Here is a 15,645-nt window from a genome sequence, read left to right on the forward strand (position 1 = left end):
AAACCCTTTATTGGTAATTTCTTAATAATCTAGTTGCTTGATTTTGAGCTTCATTTAAAGCTTCTTTCGCATCTTTTTTATCTGTTAATACTGCTTGAATTGTATCATCAAGAATTTTTCTAATTCTTCCTGTTTGATAAGTTGATAATTCAGCTGTTGCATATTTTAACTGATCCCTTGCAACTTTTGCTGGTGGGAACTCTTCAACATATTTTTTAAGTGTAGGTGTATCGTATGAAGCTTGTGAAATACCAATATATCCTGTACCTTTTGACCATTTTGCTGAGTTTTCAGGGCTTGTCATAAATTTAATTAATTTTATTGAAGCAGCTCTTTGCTCAGGAGTTGTTTTTTTGAAGATATAAAAGTTTCCTCCACCTGTTGGTGTTCCTCTCATCTCATTAGCTGGAAGCATAGCTACACCAAAATCAAAAGTAGCATTCTTTTTAACAGCAGTTAAGTTTCCTGTTGAGTGCCACATCATAGCAGTTTTCCCACTTAAGAAATTTTTTCTAAGTGTTCCCCACTCAATTGTTCCTTGAGGCATTACATTATATTTATGTGATAAATCTTTCCAGTATTGTAAAGCATCTACAACTTTTGGATTGTCAAAATATGTTTTTGTACCATCTCCATTCATAAGAACTTCACCATTTTGTTTTGCTAGTGCACCAAACATCCAGTAAGGATAACCAGTTGATGGAATCATAACTCCCCATTGATCATCATTTGTAAGTTTTTTACCCATAGATGCTAATTCATCCCAATTTTTTGGTGGTTGTTCTGGATCAAGACCAGCTTTTTTGAAAGCATCTTTATTATAATACATCACAATAGTTGATCTTTGAAATGGTACAGCCCAAACCTTACCTAATGTTGTTCCATTTTCCATTAATGCTGGATAAAAAGAGTTTAACCATTTTTTATCTTCTTCAGATTTTAAAATATCAGAAAAAGGCACTATTGCATTTTGTTCTATTAAATCATAAGTATCAATTGAAAACATTACAGCTAATTGTGCAGGTTTTCCAGCTTTTAAAGCTGCAAGTGATTTAATTCTAGCATCATTATAATTACCTGCATAGATTGCATTTACATCAATATCTGGATTTTTTTTCTCAAACTCTTCAACCATTGAATCTACTATTTTTGTAAGTGGACCACCAACTGAAACTGGATAATACATTGTAAGTTCAGTTTTTTGTGCATTTGCACTTGATAAAAAACTCGCAGCTAAAACACTTACTAATGCTGCTTTTTTAACAAAATTTAACATACTTATTTACTCCTACTAATATGTAATTTAAGATAAGATATCTCTTCTCTCACCATGTGAATTAAAGAAATTAACTTTAGCTTCACTCCAATTTATCCAAACCCTATCACCATTTTTATAGTTATCAGCTTTTTGTATTCTCATTAATATTGGATTTGTTAAGTTGTCATTTAAAGTTTGAATACCTAAAATAGTATCTGAACCATGATAGTCTTTATAAACTATCTGACCACAAAAACCAATATTATTTTCTTCAAAATATATATCTTCAGGACGAACTCCAAGAAAATCTATATCTTCAGTAATACGGCTTGAATAAGTTGATTTTAACTCTTGATTCTCTATTAATACTTTTTCTTTTTCCTTTTTTATATTTATTATGTTCATTGGAGGTGTTCCAATAAATCTACCTACAAAAGTACTAGCGACATTTTCATATAACTCTTCTGGTTTTCCCTCTTGTTCAATCTCTCCTTTATTTAATAATATAATATGGTCAGCCATACTCATAGCTTCAGTTTGGTCATGGGTTACATATAAAACTGTCATTTCCAATTGTTGTTGTAGTTTTTTTATCTCAATTCTCATCTCATGTCTAAGTTTCGCATCAAGATTTGATAAGGGTTCATCCATAAGGCAGATTTTGTTTTTGGCCACAAAAGCCCTTGCTAAAGCAACCCTTTGTTTTTGACCACCAGAGAGTTGTGAGGGTTTATTTTCAAGTAAGCCTTCAAGTCCTACAAGTTTTACAACTTTTTTAAGTCTTTTTTCCCTTTCTTTTTTTTCAACTTTTCTCACCTTTAGTCCAAATAATATATTCTCCTCAACACTTAAATGGGGAAATAGGGCATAAGATTGAAACACCATTGATATTCCTCTTTTTGAAGGATTTAACTTTGATACATCTTTTTTATTTATTAAAATTTGACCAGAGCTTATCTTTTCTAATCCAGCAATCATTCTTAAAGTTGTTGATTTACCACAACCAGAAGGTCCTAATAAAACAGTAAAACTTCCTTTTTTTATTTTAAAATTTAGATTTTCAATTACAGTTTTATTGCCGTATCTCTTACATATATTTTTTAGTTCTATATATGGCATTATCTAACTCCTTTTGTGTCTGGATAAGTTAGTTTGACTCCATTACTTTCAAGTATTTTGCAAATATTTTCTGAAGGCTTTTTATCACAAAAGAAGTTATCTACCATAGATATATTTCCACCTCTTATATATGCTTTTCTTTCAAATTTTGAAGAATCAGCTGCTAAAAATACTTTCTTACTAAACTTATATATTGTTTCTCTAGCTTTTATCTCTTCATGGGTAAAATCAAGTAAAGAACCATCATCTTCTATAGCTCCAACTCCAAATATTCCAAAATCAACACTATATGAACTAAAAAAATTCTCTACATCATTTCCAACAATATCTCTATGTTTATTTCTAATCAAACCACCATGCAATACTATTTCGAAACTTGGATTTTCACAACATACAAGAGCAACATTTATATTATTTGTAAATATTTTTAGATTTTTATGATTTATTAACTCTTTTGCAATTATTTCTGGCGTTGTACCTATAGAGAAAAAAAGTGAACTATTATTAGGTATTTGTTTTGCAATCATGTTTGCAATTATTCTTTTTTCATCATAGTGGATTATTTTTCTGCTTGTATATGAGATATTATCAGTTTTTGCAGGTATCTCAACCCCACCATAGATTCTTCTAAGTAAACCTTTTTTACATAAATCATTAATATCTTTTCTTATTGATTGAACTGTTACTTCAAAAATATTACTTAAGTCTTCAACTGATGCAAATTTTTCTTGTCTAACTTTTTCTAAGATATATGCTTGTCTCTCTTTTGGTTTCATTTTTGCCTTTCGTTGTTAATTGTAAAAAATCTTTCGTTCGAAAAAAAACTAAGGAATTATAAATGTTGAATGTTACATATTAGTTACATGTTACAAAAAGAGGAATTATTAGCATTAATTATGAATTTTCATTCACAATTAATTATTTTAATATTATAATTAAAAATAAAATCAAGATAAGGATAGATTTTGCCATCTAAAGAAGAGAAAAAGAATACTATTATTGAAAACTCTTTGAAACTATTTTCTAAAAATGGTTTTTATAATACAACAATCCCTGATATTGCTAAGTCAATGAAGATGAGTGTTGGTAATATGTACAACTACTTCAAATCTAAAGAGGAGTTGGCAAAATATGCTATAAAATACTCTACAAATGTATTGGCTAAAGAACTAAAAGCAATTAACCAAATGGATATAACTTCAAAAGAGAAGATATTTATTTTTACTAAAAAATATTTACAAAGTGTAAAAAAGTCACCTGAAGTGATAGAATATTTTTTAAGGGTATACCTTTCAAACAGAGAAGTATTTGCTGAAGGTTGTGAAGGGTTTTTATGCGTAAGTGAATTTGTAACTGAAGTTATGATATTACTAGATGAAGGTGCAGCCAAAAAAGAGTTTAGACAACAAGAATTTTTTCCAGCTTTTGCCATGATTATGGGAGCTTTAGGAGGATTTGCATTTCTTTCAGGAGAAAAAGTTTTAGACAAGGATATTTTAACGTACTCTGATGAGGTAGCAGAAAACATCTACAGAGCACTTAAATATGAAGACTAAAAAGCCAAAAGTTTTATGGCTTCAAGCCATAACTTGTAATGGTAATACTCACTCTTTTTTGAGTGCCAATGATAATAGAATGAAACTATTTTTAGATAGTTTTGATTTGATTTATCATCCTTCATTAACTACAGATTTAACAATTACTGATATTGTAAAAAAAAGTATTGAGATAGATTTTTTATTAGTTGAAGGAGCTATCACATCTGATACACACTTTTTTTCAACATCTGGATTCTCATCACACGATTTATTTAACAAGTTAGTAAAACAAACAAAATATTTAGTTGCAGTTGGTTCTTGTGCTTCATATGGTGGAATACATGCTAAGTTTGAACAAAATAGTGATATTAGAGGGATTAAAGATTCTTTAGATTCTGAAAATATGTATATATTAAATCATCCAATTGTAAATTTAACAGGTTGTCCTGTAAATCCAGAATGGATTTTCCAAACTCTTTTTTCACTAAAAGATTTTGGAAAAATCATGCTTGATGATGAGGGTCGTCCAAAAGAGTTATATTATAGCTTAGCCCACCATGGATGTACTAGAAATGAATATTTTGAATGGAAAATAGAGGGACATTTTGGTCAAAAAGAGGGTTGTCTTTTTTATGACCAAGGCTGCCGTGGTCCTATGACTCATTCAAACTGTAATAAAATATTATGGAATGATGTGAACAGTAAAACTAGGGCTGGTATGCCATGTATTGGATGTACAGAATTTGATTTTCCAAGAGAAAATATGCTTGAAACTAAAAAGAACATAGGTATTCCAGATGAAGTGCCTTTAGGTGTTACTAAAAGAGCATATCTTTCAGCAGCTGGTGTTGCTAAAACATTTAAAATAGATAGACTTCACAAAAAACTTATATAGATTATTCAAGAGGCATATATGAAAACAGTTGATATTATTGAAAGAATTGAAGGTGAAGCAAAGTTAGTTTGCTCTTGGAAAGATAATCTAATAGAAGATGCAAGAATTGAGTTTTTAAACTTTAGAGGATTTGAATATATACTTGAAAACAAAGCTCCACTTGATGCTTTAGTTTATACCCCAAGAATCTGTGGAATTTGTGGACAAGCTCATCTTAAAGCCACTGTTGAAGCCTTAGAATCTATTTACGAGGCAGTTGATTATAAAGTGGAACTTACAAAAAAAGCAGAAATTCTAAGAGAGATTGGTTTAAATATAGAAATAATAGATTCACATATAAAATGGTTTTATATGTTCATTATGCCTGATATGATTAAACTATCAAATAAAGATTTTTCTTCATATGAACCTTTAAAAGGTGAAAAATGGTTAAAGGCTTCATCTATTGCTAGTGAAACAATAAAGGCTTTAGCTATTATAGGAGGTCAATGGCCCCACACTTCATATATGATTCCAGGTGGAGTTGTAAGTGACCCCACACTTTTAGATTTATCAACAATGGGTAATTATTTAGATAATGCAATTAGATTTTTTGAAAAAGATTTTGCAGGTGTAGATTTAGAAAACTATTTAAGTTTTTCAAAAGTAACAGATTTAGACAAAATTACTTGTGATTTAAAAGATTTTATCACTTTATGCTTTGAAAACAATCTAGAAAATGAAGGGAAAAGCCATAATAGACATATTGTTTTAACAAATAGTCAATTGTTTAAAGCTGGAAAAAGTAATAAACGTTTAATAAATAAAATAGATTTTGAAAGAATTAAAGAGAATAACGATTACACATTTAATCTGGATAAAACAAAGCAATCTTCTCAAGCTTATGGATGGTCAAAAAGTGTTAAATATGGTGAGAACTATTATGAAACAGGACCTTTATCAAGAGCAATAATCTCAAAAAGAAAATTTATCTCAAAAGTTCATGAAAAATATGCTGATTCTGTTTTAACAAGAGTATTAGGAAGAATGGATGAATTAGCTTATTTGCTTTATGAAACTAGAATGATGATAAAAAAAATTGATGTTAATGAAAACTCATTTATAAAACCAAATCTATCTTTAAATGATATAGCCCAAGGGAAAGGTATCGCAACTGTTGAGGCAAGTAGAGGTTCACTCTTACATGAAATAGATATAAAAGATGGAAAAATCAATAAATATAACGTAATTACCCCAACTGTTTGGAACTTAGGACCTGGGAGTTTAACTGAACCTTCTATAGCTCAAAAGGCAATGATTGGAAATAATTCTATAAAAAAAGCTCAAATTATTTTAAGAAGTTTTGATGTTTGTTCTGTTTGTACTACTCATTAACTGTATCTTTTAGTAACAATAGAAAAATAAATTTAAGCTTAAAAAATAATATTTAAAAATTATATTTATACAAGATAAAAACACTCATATTTAAATAATCAACGAAAACATAGTATTTAGTTATATTTTTATAAAAATAAAAAATATTTTTTTATTTTTTATGCAAAATATTAGTTAAAAATAATAAGTTTAGCTTAAGTATCTAAAGGATAATTTTACAATGATGCTAAATGAACATTCATTTAAATAAGACAAAGGAGAGGTTAATGGTTGATTCTCATGACATGGTAAAAAAAGTTTTTACCCAGAATTCTGCTAGAGTCGATACAAATAAAGGTGATGCATATTATAGTAAGCTTTTTGAAAAAGCAAAAACTAGATTAGAGGCATTAAAAAAGCAACCAGCACTTAAAGATATAGATATGATGGATATCGTTGAGAGTGAAGGTGTAAATAGAAGAGATTTCATGAAGTGGGCAAGTGCAACAACTGCAACTTTAATGTTACCTCCTATGTTTACACCATTAGTTGCTGAGGCTACTGAACTTATGAATAGAGTTCCAGTAATTTGGATTGAGTTACAAGATTGTGCAGGTAACTCAGAAGCTTTATTAAGATCTTCTGCTCCAACAGTAGATGATTTATTATTTGATGTTTTAAGTTTAGAGTTCCATGAAACAATTATGGCTGCTTCTGGTCATCAAGCTGATGCTCAATTAGAGGATGCTATTCACCATTTCAAAGGTAAATATTTATTATTTGTAGAAGGAGCAATTCCTACAGCTATGAATGGTCAATATGGGACAATTGGTGCAAGTGGTGAAACTTTCCAAGAACACTTAGAAAGATTATCTAAAGATGCTGCTGCTGTTGTAGCTGTTGGTACATGTGCTACATTTGGTGGTATCCCTGCTGCTGCTCCAAATCCAACTGGTGCTGTTGGTGTAATGGATTTAGTTAAAGGTAAGCCAGTTATTAATATTCCTGCCTGTCCTGCGAATCCTGCAAATATGGTTGGTGTTGTTTTACATTATGTATTAACTGGACAAGTTCCTGAATTAGATTCTTTATTAAGACCTAAGTTTGCATTTGGTTATAGAATTCACGACAACTGTGAGAGAAGAGCTCACTTTGATGCTGGTGAATTTGTTGAAGAATGGGGAGATGAAGGTGCTAAAAACAATTTCTGTTTATATAAAGTTGGATGTAAAGGTCCAATGACATTTAATAACTGTTCAATTATTAGATATAACGAGGGTGCAAACTGGCCTGTTGGTGTTGGTCGTGGATGTATTGGTTGTTCTGAGCCTGATTTCTGGGATAAATATGCTTATGAAAGACCAATGGCAGATGCAAATATCAAAGCACCAACTGGTGGGGTTGAAAAAACAGTTGATGAGTTTGGTCTTGGATTATTAACAGCAACAACAATTGGTATAGGTGTACATGCAGTAGCAAGTGCTGCTATTGGAAAAAGAACAGTTCATAGTGAAGATGGAGAAGAGTAATGGGTAAACACGTAGTAATAGATCCAATAACAAGGATTGAAGGACACTTAAGAATAGAAGCAGTAATTGATGATAATAATGTGATTACTGATGCGTTCAGTTCATCTACAATGTTTAGAGGAATTGAAGAGATTTTAAAAGGTAGAGATCCAAGAGACTGTGGTCTTTTAGCTATGAGAATCTGTGGAGTTTGTACAGGTACTCATTATCAAAGATCAATTGAAGCAGTTGAGCATGCATTTGGTGTAACAATTCCAAAAAATGCAAGACTTGTTAGAAATTTAATGCAAGGTGCATTATATCTACATGACCATATTGTACACTTCTATCATCTACACGCTTTAGACTGGGTAGATATTACTGAAGCTTTAAAAGCAGATCCAAAAGCAGCTGTAGCAGAAGCTCAAAAGTGGGCAAAAGTTGCTGGAACTAGACCATGGAATGCAAGTGAAGATGTATTTGCTGAAGTTCAAGAAAGAGTTACTAAATATGTAAAACAAGGAAGACTTGGAGTATTTGGAAACGCTTACTGGGGAAGTAAAGCATATAAATTAACTCCTGAGCAAAACCTTATTGGTCTTTCTCACTATTTAGATGCATTGGAATTACAAAGAAAAATTGCAAAAGCACAAGCTATATTTGGTGGTAAAAACCCACATCCACAATCAATTGTTGTTGGTGGGGTAACTTGTGTTCAAGATATTAAAAATCCTGCAAGAATTGCTGAGTTTAAAGATATTATCCAATTAGCTCAAAAATTTACTAAACAAGCATATCTTCCAGATGTTTATATGGCTGGTACTATGTATGCTGATGAAGCACTAGCTGGTGTTGGTGGTGGTTTAGGTAACTTTATGTCTTATGGAGATTTTAATCTTGATGATACTCCATTTTATGAAGCTAAAAAACTATTCCCAAGTGGTGTTGTTTTAAATAAAGATTTATCAAAAGTATTTGAGTTAGACCAATCTAAAATTACAGAAGATGTAACTCACTCATGGTATGAAGGTAATGATAATCTTCACCCATTTAGTGGTAAAACAAATCCTAACTATACTGGATTTAAAGAGAAAAAAGATGGTATTGCTTATTTAGATACTGATAACAAATATTCTTGGATTAAATCACCATTATATGATGATCAAAGAATGGAAGTGGGTCCATTAGCAAGGATGATTATTGGAGTTGCAAGTGGTGATGAAAGAATTACTAAATATGTAACTACATTCTTAAAAAATGGAAACTTACCAACAAAAGTATTATTCTCAACTGTAGGAAGAACAGCTGGTCGTGCTATTGAAACTGAATTAATGGCTGATGTTATTATTGAATGGTGTGATGAATTAGCTGCAAATGCTGCATCAGGTGATTTATCAACTTGGACTGAATTTGATTTTGATAAAGTTTCAAAAGATGCACAAGGTTATGGTATGGCAGAAGCTCCAAGAGGTGGTTTAGGTCACTGGGTTAAAATCAAAGATGGAAAAGTTGCAAACTATCAAGCAGTTGTTCCTTCAACTTGGAATGCAGCACCAAAAGATTATAAAGGTAGAATGGGAGCTTATGAAGCTTCTTTAGTTGGTACAAAAGTTGTAGACCCTGATCAACCACTAGAGATTATTAGAACAGTGCACAGTTTTGACCCTTGTATCGCTTGTGCAGTTCACATTGTAGATACAAAAGGTAAAGAATTGGCAGTATACAAAGTAGATCCAGTAGGAGGATGCCGTGCCTAAAATGAAGCGGGTTGAGAGAATGACTCCAATCATGCGAACCATTCACTGGATGAATGCAATTTGTATGGTTGTTGCAGTCATAACCGGGCTATATATAGGTCATCCATATTATCAATCTTTTATTGCAGATCCTGCAGTTGATAAATATGTGATGGCATGGAATAGATGGGGACATTTTATTGTTGCCATTATATTTGATGTAACAGCAATTTTAATTGGTTACTTATATCTTTTTTCAAGATTTGAAAAACCTTATAAGAAGATATTACCAACTAAAAAGAATTTTATTGAGTTTTGTGAAGTATTTTTTAACTTAATTACTTTTAATAGAAGAAAGAAATTTGATTCAGAACATAGTGATAGTTATAATATTATGTTCTTTACACTATTTCATATTTTATTAGTATTTATGTTATTAACAGGTCTTCAAATGTATGTTCATGGTTTAGCATCTGGAACTAGTTCTATTGGAGCATGGTGGCCTTGGATTTTACATTTATCAACAGATTGGACACTTTGGGTATTTGGTGGAAATATGGGAGTTAGAATTGCTCATCATACTGCTATGTATATTTTAATTATGTGGGTTATGTCACATATTTATTATCAAATCTGGAGAACTGTTTTCTGGAGAGAAGGGGACATTAATATTGTATTTGGTGGAACTAAATTTGTTAACAAAAATATTGTTAACTCAAAAGGGGAAGTAGAATCACAAGGAAAATAGTTAAGTGTTTCTATTTGTAATAGGCTGCGATTTTTTATCGCAGCCTATTTTTTTATAAAAGTTTATTTAAGTTAAAATATTAGATTATAAATTTTAATTTTAATAAAACTTTATACACAGGGATTTTAATGAAAAATATTGTTATTGGTGTAGGTAATGTACTATTTAAAGATGAGGGTGTAGGTATTTATGCCTCAAAATATTTAGAAGAGAATTTTGAATTTGATGATAGTTTAGAGATTATTGAGGGTGGTACATTAGGGTTTAAATTAATGACATTTTTTCAAGAGTATGATAATGTAATTATTTTAGATACTGTTTCAATTGAAGATAAAGCAGGGGAGATTTTTAGATTGCCTTCTGATGTATTATTAGGACTTGGACAATATAGAAAAACTGCCCATGAAGTTGAAATAGTAGAGATGCTAGAGATTTGCTCAGTTTTAGATAAACATGCAGAAGTAACTATTTTAGGAATAATACCAGAAGATATCGAAAGTGTTGATATTGGACTTACTAAAACAATTGAAGATAGATTTGATGAGTATATTGCACAAGCATTAAAAGAGTTAGAATCAGTTGGTATTAAGATGAAAAGAAAAGATAACAAATCAATCAAGCAAATTGCACAAGAGTTAATCGGAAGCTATAATGGTGAACACCTAAATAGAATTCCAAATGAGGAAGACACCACATGGAATTAATATATAAAATCAATTTTTCAAGTACAAATTTTTATTTTAAAAATATTATAGATGATATTGCTAAACAATCTGATGTTAATGTTACTACAAAGATGTATAAAGGGTTTATTCTATTAATTTGTGATGATACACAAGAAAAAATAGAGAATTTTTTTAAAAATCTAGAGCAACAATTACCTTTATCTATATATTTATCAAGTGCAGAAGTTTTAGAAAGTTTTGATTTTGATAAATATGAAGAATTAGAAGATAAGGGAATAAAGCTAAATATTTCGTTACTTACAAATAATCAAATCAAAAAAATATTAGATGAAAATCATATTGATTTTTCAAATGATGTAAATAAAATAAAAGATGGTGGTGTATCTAGATATGAAACACATAATGGGTTAAAAGATCTATTTTTACCTTCATATGAATTAAGAGAAGATTTTGAAGCAAAAGGTTATGAGGTTAAACTTTTGATTACTAATATCAATGCAATATCAAATCTATTAGAAGTGTCACAAAAAGATTTACAACTATTATGTTCAATAGAAAGACCTTTAGTTAAACTTAGATTTAAACTTTTACAAAACTCAAAAAAAGAGTATTCAAATACTAGATTTATTTATGCAAAAATTCCTGATGATAGAGAGACTGTATTATTTGCAAATGCTTTAAAAGAAGAGGGGATTGATTATCTATTATATGTAAATGATGAGATTTATCAAGATGGTTTAAAAGTTACATATAATGACAAACAAAATATTGTAATCCATGGAGAGAAAACACTTTTCCCTAAATATGATTACAATCTAAATAGACAAGTTAACTCTTGTAAAGATTATTTTGATGAATATGGTTCAGTGTTTAAAGCAAAAATAGATCAGTTTAATCTAAAAGATGTTCCCTCTGTAGGAGTTTATTTTTCATATGATAGTGATGAGTCTGCAATAAAAATAAATCTTCCTGAAGTTGGAACAAAAGATGTGATTTATGTTCCAAATGTATTAAATAGTGTAGATAATTGTCTAGAAGATATAAAATCAATTGATGAAAACTGTGAAAGATTAGTTGAAAACTATAGAAATAAATATTCAAAATATTTTGAAAAAGAGTTTATAGATAAAGATAGTGATAGTTTTGCCTCAATTATGAATATTCTTGCTTATGTTTTAGGTATGAGGGATTATAAAGAGTTTGAGGATTGTGCCTTATTATACAATGCAAAAAGTGGAATTCAAATAGATATGAATGTAATCAAAATAGATGGCAAAAATTATTTAGATTATAGAAGAATAATTCAAAGTTCAATGAGTTATAAAATGGCAGGTGTTGAAGATACTATGATTGCATACTCTTTCTTTGAAAGTTTATCTGATTTTATTACAGATAATGTAAACACAATTAACAAAGAGATAAAAGCAAATGACTTAATTATTTGTGGTAATGTTTTTGCGAACTCTATACTACTTTCTAAAATAAGTAAAAATCTTAAAAATATTAATATTCATGTACCAAAAGAGTACCCTTTGGATTTTTAGTAAAAAAAAATTTACAATTTAACTTTCAATTAAAAAAACTTTATAAATCAATTATAAGATATTAGTTTATCTAATATCTTCTTTTTGATTTTTTCTATCCAATTACAAATGTAAAAAATATGTCTTAAACTTTAAAGAATCGGTTATCTGTCACACTTGAGTCACTTTAGAAAGATTATAATTATTTATAATATAAAAATTTTGAAAATTAATTAGTATTTTAGTTAAAGTTAAGTTTAAGTCATGTAATATACTTTATAAATAATGAATATTCATTCAAATATTGATTTAAGTCAAATTAATTTGCCTTGTGTTTTTTTATAATGTCAATATGAATGAATAATTGTTCAATAAAAGGAAAAATTGTGAAAGAGAATAGTTTATTTAACAGACTTTCTAAAAGGTTAGAGACTCTTGAAAAACTTCCAAAATTAGATGAAAAAAAATCTATTCCACAAGTTTTAGAAGAGAAAGGTATCTCAAGAAGAGACTTTATGAAATGGGCTACAGCAGTTACAGCAATGTTAGCATTACCAGCTAATTTTACTCCATTAGTTGCAAAAGCTGCTGAAATAAGTGATAGACTGCCAATTATTTGGCTTCATATGGCAGAGTGTACAGGATGTTCTGAATCTTTATTAAGAACTGATGCACCTACTATTGATTCATTGATTTTTGACTATATCTCTTTAGAATATCATGAAACATTAATGGCAAGTGCAGGTTGGCAAGCGGAACATAATCTAGAACATGCAATAGAGAAACATAAAGGAAACTATATCCTTATGGTTGAAGGTGGTATTCCAAGTGGTGATACAAACTTTTATTTAACTATTGGTGGTCATGGAAATACTGGGGAACACAGTGCAAAAGTTGCATGTGAAAGCGCAAAAGCAATTTTTGCTATTGGTACATGTTCATCATTTGGTGGGGTTCAAGCTGCAATTCCTAATCCAACTGGCGCAGTTGCTTTAAGTAAAATCACGAATAAACCAGTTATTAATGTTCCAGGATGTCCTCCAAGTGAGAAAAATATTGTTGGAACTTTATTACACTTTATTTTATATGGTACATTACCAGCACTTGATGCCTATAATAGACCAAAATGGGCTTATGGACAAAGAATTCACGATTTATGTGAAAGAAGAGGTCACTTTGATGCTGGTGAGTTTGTTGAAGAGTTTGGTGATGAGGGTGCAAAAAAAGGTTATTGTTTATATAAAGTTGGTTGTAAAGGTCCTTATACCTTTAATAACTGTTCTAAAAATAAATTTAACCAACATACATCTTGGCCAATTCAAGCAGGTCATGGTTGTATAGGTTGTTCAGAACCAGATTTCTGGGATACTATGGGACCATTTGAAGAGCCTGTTGCAGATAGACTATATGATACTGTATTTGGTGGCTTAGGTGCAGATGCAACAGCAGATAAAATTGGTGTTGGATTATTAGCAGTTACAGGTATTGGTATAGCTGCACACGCTGCAATTTCAAAATTTAAAAACCCAAAAGATGAGGAGTAGAAAATGGCAAATAAAAGAGTTATTGTCGACCCTATAACAAGAATTGAAGGACACTTAAGAATTGAAGTAGAGGTTGATGAAAATAATGTAATTCAAGATGCTTTCTCATCGGCTACTTTATGGAGAGGTTTAGAAACTATTGTTAAAAATAGAGACCCGAGAGATGCAGGTTTTCTTATGCAAAGAATTTGTGGTGTATGTACATTCTCTCACTATAGAGCAGGGATTGAAGCAGTTGAAAATGCTTTAGGAATTGTTCCACCATTAAATGCAAAACTAACTAGAAGTTTGATGAATCAAGCTTTATTTATGCATGATCATGTTGTACATTTCTATCACTTACATGGATTAGATTGGGTTGATGTTGTATCAGCTCTTGATGCAGATCCTGCAAAAGCAGCAAAAGAAGCATTTAAATATACTAAATACCCAATTGCAACTGGGGAAAATGATTTAGTAAAAGTAAAAGATAGAGTTAAAGCTTTTGTTGAAAAAGGTGAACTAGGACCATTTGCAAATGCATATTGGGGACATAGTACATTTAAATTCTCTCCTGAACAAAACCTTATTGCTTTATCTCACTATTTAAAAGCTTTAGAGGTACAAAGAACTGCTGCACAATTAATGGCAATGTTTGGTGGTAAACAACCACATCCACAAAGTTTAACTGTTGGTGGAGTAACTTGTGTAATGGATCTATTAGATCCATCTAGACTTGGTGAATATATGGTTAAATACAAAGAGGTTGCTGAGTTTATTGAACATGCATATTATGCAGATATTAAAATGGCATCAAGTGTTTATGCAAGTGAAGAGAGTGTTGTTCAAAAAGCTGGAACTATGAATTTTATGTCTCATCAAGAGATGCAATTAAATAGAACAGAATTTTTATTTGATACAGGTATTATTATGAATGGTGACCTTTCAAAGGTTTATCCAATCAATGAAGATTTAATTACTGAAGAAGCAACTCACGCTTGGTATGCAGATGATGAACCTTTACATCCATATAATGGAAAAACAAATCCTAAATATACAGGATTAAATGAAAGAATGACTGTGGGACCAGATGGGGAAGATATTCATTCTAAAGCTGTTGATGGAAGTGGAAAATATTCTTGGATTAAATCACCAAGATATGATGGAAAACCAATGGAAGTTGGACCATTATCAGGATTATTAGTATCTTATGCAAGTGGAAATAAAAGAATCAAAAAAGTTGTTGATGAATTTTTAGCTGAAACTGGATTACCAACAGAAGCACTATTTACTACATTAGGTAGAACTGCTGCTAGATGTTTACAAGCAATGGCTATTATTAAAAATGGTGGTGAAACATTTAGTACTTTAATTGAAAACTTAAAAGTTGACCAAGATACTTGTGCTTCTTATCATATAGACAAAGATAAAGAGTATAAAGGAAGATTTATTGGTGATGTACCAAGAGGTATGTTATCACACTGGATTAGAATAAAAAATGGTGTTGTAGAAAACTATCAAGCTGTTGTTCCTTCAACTTGGAATGCAGGACCTGAAGACTCTAAAGGGCAAAAAGGTCCTTATGAAACAAATCTTATTGGTTTAAAAGTACAAGATATATCTAAACCACTAGAGATTATTAGAGTTATTCATAGTTTTGACCCATGTATCGCGTGTGCTGTTCATGTTATGGATAAAAAAGGTAATAACTTGGGTGTATATAAAGTTGACCCAGTTTATGGAACTAGCTGTTAGGAG

Annotated in this window: 13 protein-coding genes; 10 read left to right on the forward strand and 3 right to left on the reverse strand. The window is 30.4% G+C overall.

The window, feature by feature from the left end; genetic code table 11:
• Positions 1-7: 7 nt before the first annotated feature.
• Genes ACKU3H_RS09345 through ACKU3H_RS09355 form a run of 3 tightly spaced genes read right to left on the reverse strand, consistent with a single transcriptional unit; the run spans position 8 to position 3,153 of the window.
• Positions 8-1,276, reverse strand: coding sequence for an ABC transporter substrate-binding protein (locus ACKU3H_RS09345; protein WP_320033582.1), 1,269 nt, complete (start codon positions 1,274-1,276; stop codon positions 8-10).
• A 27-nt stretch (positions 1,277-1,303) separates the two neighbouring features.
• Positions 1,304-2,377, reverse strand: a complete 1,074-nt coding sequence (locus ACKU3H_RS09350; protein ID WP_320033583.1) for an ABC transporter ATP-binding protein — start codon at positions 2,375-2,377, stop codon at positions 1,304-1,306.
• Positions 2,377-3,153 (reverse strand): DeoR/GlpR family DNA-binding transcription regulator, encoded by a 777-nt coding sequence (locus ACKU3H_RS09355; protein WP_320033584.1) that lies wholly within the window; start codon positions 3,151-3,153, stop codon positions 2,377-2,379. The genes ACKU3H_RS09350 and ACKU3H_RS09355 overlap by 1 nt, the downstream gene beginning before the upstream one ends.
• A 189-nt stretch (positions 3,154-3,342) precedes the next feature.
• Between ACKU3H_RS09355 and ACKU3H_RS09360 the strand changes: the two genes are divergently transcribed.
• The 10 genes from ACKU3H_RS09360 to ACKU3H_RS09405 all read left to right on the forward strand — a co-directional run bounded on the left by ACKU3H_RS09360 (position 3,343) and on the right by ACKU3H_RS09405 (position 15,642).
• Entirely contained in the window at positions 3,343-3,933 is a 591-nt protein-coding gene (locus ACKU3H_RS09360; RefSeq protein WP_320033585.1) for a TetR/AcrR family transcriptional regulator, read from the forward strand.
• Positions 3,923-4,810, forward strand: a complete 888-nt coding sequence (locus ACKU3H_RS09365; protein WP_320033586.1) for a Ni/Fe hydrogenase — start codon at positions 3,923-3,925, stop codon at positions 4,808-4,810. The genes ACKU3H_RS09360 and ACKU3H_RS09365 overlap by 11 nt, the downstream gene beginning before the upstream one ends.
• Before the next feature lie 18 nt (positions 4,811-4,828).
• On the forward strand, positions 4,829-6,184 hold the full coding sequence (locus tag ACKU3H_RS09370) for a nickel-dependent hydrogenase large subunit (RefSeq protein WP_320033587.1): 1,356 nt from the start codon (positions 4,829-4,831) through the stop codon (positions 6,182-6,184).
• 266 nt (positions 6,185-6,450) lie between these two features.
• Positions 6,451-7,692 (forward strand): hydrogenase small subunit, encoded by a 1,242-nt coding sequence (locus ACKU3H_RS09375; protein ID WP_320033588.1) that lies wholly within the window; start codon positions 6,451-6,453, stop codon positions 7,690-7,692.
• Complete coding sequence (locus ACKU3H_RS09380) at positions 7,692-9,428, forward strand: nickel-dependent hydrogenase large subunit (protein WP_320033589.1); 1,737 nt, start codon at positions 7,692-7,694, stop codon at positions 9,426-9,428. The genes ACKU3H_RS09375 and ACKU3H_RS09380 overlap by 1 nt, the downstream gene beginning before the upstream one ends.
• A 1-nt stretch (position 9,429) precedes the next feature.
• The gene (locus ACKU3H_RS09385) at positions 9,430-10,155 is read left to right on the forward strand and encodes a cytochrome b/b6 domain-containing protein (RefSeq protein WP_320033590.1); all 726 of its coding nucleotides are present in this window, start codon (positions 9,430-9,432) and stop codon (positions 10,153-10,155) included.
• Between the two features lie 128 nt (positions 10,156-10,283).
• On the forward strand, positions 10,284-10,859 hold the full coding sequence (locus tag ACKU3H_RS09390) for a HyaD/HybD family hydrogenase maturation endopeptidase (RefSeq protein ID WP_320033591.1): 576 nt from the start codon (positions 10,284-10,286) through the stop codon (positions 10,857-10,859).
• Positions 10,850-12,385 carry a hypothetical protein gene (locus ACKU3H_RS09395; protein ID WP_320033592.1) on the forward strand — a complete coding sequence of 512 codons (1,536 nt, stop codon included), beginning with the start codon at positions 10,850-10,852 and terminating at the stop codon, positions 12,383-12,385. The genes ACKU3H_RS09390 and ACKU3H_RS09395 overlap by 10 nt, the downstream gene beginning before the upstream one ends.
• Positions 12,386-12,720: 335 nt before the next feature.
• The gene (locus tag ACKU3H_RS09400; protein WP_407933671.1) at positions 12,721-13,908 is read left to right on the forward strand and encodes a hydrogenase small subunit; all 1,188 of its coding nucleotides are present in this window, start codon (positions 12,721-12,723) and stop codon (positions 13,906-13,908) included.
• Positions 13,909-13,911: 3 nt separating this feature from the next.
• Positions 13,912-15,642 carry a nickel-dependent hydrogenase large subunit gene (locus ACKU3H_RS09405; protein WP_320033594.1) on the forward strand — a complete coding sequence of 577 codons (1,731 nt, stop codon included), beginning with the start codon at positions 13,912-13,914 and terminating at the stop codon, positions 15,640-15,642.
• Positions 15,643-15,645 lie beyond the last annotated feature (3 nt).

The organism is Halarcobacter sp. (assembly GCF_963675975.1).
Lineage (GTDB): Bacteria > Campylobacterota > Campylobacteria > Campylobacterales > Arcobacteraceae > Halarcobacter.

Coding starts and splice junctions, on each gene's coding strand:
- ACKU3H_RS09345 (WP_320033582.1), bottom strand. CDS start 1,276: ATGTTAAATTTTGTTAAAAAAGCAGCATTAGTAAGTGTTTTAGCTGCG.
- ACKU3H_RS09350 (WP_320033583.1), bottom strand. CDS start 2,377: ATGCCATATATAGAACTAAAAAATATATGTAAGAGATACGGCAATAAA.
- ACKU3H_RS09355 (WP_320033584.1), bottom strand. CDS start 3,153: ATGAAACCAAAAGAGAGACAAGCATATATCTTAGAAAAAGTTAGACAA.
- ACKU3H_RS09365 (WP_320033586.1), top strand. CDS start 3,923: ATGAAGACTAAAAAGCCAAAAGTTTTATGGCTTCAAGCCATAACTTGT.
- ACKU3H_RS09370 (WP_320033587.1), top strand. CDS start 4,829: ATGAAAACAGTTGATATTATTGAAAGAATTGAAGGTGAAGCAAAGTTA.
- ACKU3H_RS09375 (WP_320033588.1), top strand. CDS start 6,451: ATGGTTGATTCTCATGACATGGTAAAAAAAGTTTTTACCCAGAATTCT.
- ACKU3H_RS09380 (WP_320033589.1), top strand. CDS start 7,692: ATGGGTAAACACGTAGTAATAGATCCAATAACAAGGATTGAAGGACAC.
- ACKU3H_RS09385 (WP_320033590.1), top strand. CDS start 9,430: ATGAAGCGGGTTGAGAGAATGACTCCAATCATGCGAACCATTCACTGG.
- ACKU3H_RS09390 (WP_320033591.1), top strand. CDS start 10,284: ATGAAAAATATTGTTATTGGTGTAGGTAATGTACTATTTAAAGATGAG.
- ACKU3H_RS09395 (WP_320033592.1), top strand. CDS start 10,850: ATGGAATTAATATATAAAATCAATTTTTCAAGTACAAATTTTTATTTT.
- ACKU3H_RS09400 (WP_407933671.1), top strand. CDS start 12,721: ATGAATAATTGTTCAATAAAAGGAAAAATTGTGAAAGAGAATAGTTTA.
- ACKU3H_RS09405 (WP_320033594.1), top strand. CDS start 13,912: ATGGCAAATAAAAGAGTTATTGTCGACCCTATAACAAGAATTGAAGGA.